Source organism: Oceanispirochaeta sp. M1, assembly GCF_003346715.1.
Lineage (GTDB): Bacteria > Spirochaetota > Spirochaetia > DSM-2461 > DSM-2461 > Oceanispirochaeta.
Window position 1 is genome coordinate 1 of record NZ_QQPQ01000128.1, and the last position, 1146, is coordinate 1146.

1 protein-coding gene and 1 pseudogene are annotated in these 1146 nt (G+C 42.1%); both read right to left on the minus strand.

The window, feature by feature from the left end; all coding sequences use genetic code 11:
- Window positions 1-99 precede the first annotated feature (99 nt).
- On the minus strand, window positions 100-843 hold the full coding sequence (istB, locus tag DV872_RS26105) for an IS21-like element helper ATPase IstB (RefSeq protein ID WP_114632905.1): 744 nt from the start codon (window positions 841-843) through the stop codon (window positions 100-102).
- A 12-nt stretch (window positions 844-855) separates the two neighbouring features.
- Window positions 856-1146: pseudogene (locus tag DV872_RS27090) on the minus strand (hypothetical protein); the annotation flags it as partial.

Below are 1146 nucleotides of genomic sequence, written 5' to 3' on the forward strand. Positions count from 1 at the left end.
TGCGCATTCCGGTGAAAGTTGCCACCTGTTCCGGACGAAAGTTGCCACTTCATAGGCATCATTCAACCTGTTAATTGTTCTTACATCAAGTGGCAACTTTCAGTCAATATTTTTTGCCCTTTTCTTCCGGAAAGAATCTCCTTCCAGTTCAATTCTGTACGATTCATATACAATCCGATCCATAATTGCATCAGCTATAGTCGATTCACCAATAACACCGTGCCAGGCAGATACTGGCAGCTGAGAAATGATAATGGTAGATTTTCTACCATGCCGATCTTCCAGAATATCTAGTAGCTCCAACCGTTTTTCCTGGGTGAATGGAGCCAAACCAAAATCTTCAAGGATGAGAACATCTGCTCTGTATATTTTAGCTAACTCCCTGAGATACTTACCCTCTTTTTTTGCCAAATTTAATTCCTGAAACAGTCTACTGGTGAGCCTGTATACTGTCCGGTATCCCAGACTGCACGCTCTGTTCCCCAGGGCACTCCCAATGAAGCTCTTGCCAGTACCAGTGGGCCCAGTGATTAGGATATCTTTTCCTTGTTTTATCCAGCTTCCATCTGACAATCTTAAAATCATATTCTTATCCAAATTTCGATCCTTCCGATAATCCAACTCTTCAATGGATGCTTGATACCGGAATCCAGCTGCTTTTAGCAGTCGTTCTTGTTTCCTGAAGATCCGATCTTCCCATTCCGTATCAACCAGTTGGGTAAGTAGCTCATCGATGGTGAATTTCTGATTCATTCCAGTTTCCAGAATGCTCTGAAAGGCTCTGGACATTCCGTGTAACCTCATTTCTTCCAGTTTTGATAGGGTAGCTTGGTTGTTGTTCATACTCTTATTCTCCTATTGATAATATTTTTCTCCACGTATGTTGGGGTGATTGTCAGGGATCAAACAAAGCTGGGTATCATCTACAGCAGCTTCTAATTCTTTCTGTATCCTCTGTGCTTCATCAGCAATACACTTGTAACCGATCCAATCCATATTCCAACTGCTTCTACAGGCTTGATTCACCACAGATAGGGGATATTTGTTAGTTAGATTTAAGATTCCTATTGAAGTTCTGAACGCCTGCTCAGGATGAGGTTTGGATTCAAGAAGATAGTTTATGACTCGCAGAGTGTCTTCCCCGAC

Excerpts from the sequence above, each read along its gene's own strand:
- istB (WP_114632905.1), bottom strand. The coding sequence starts at position 843 with ATGAACAACAACCAAGCTACCCTATCAAAACTGGAAGAAATGAGGTTA.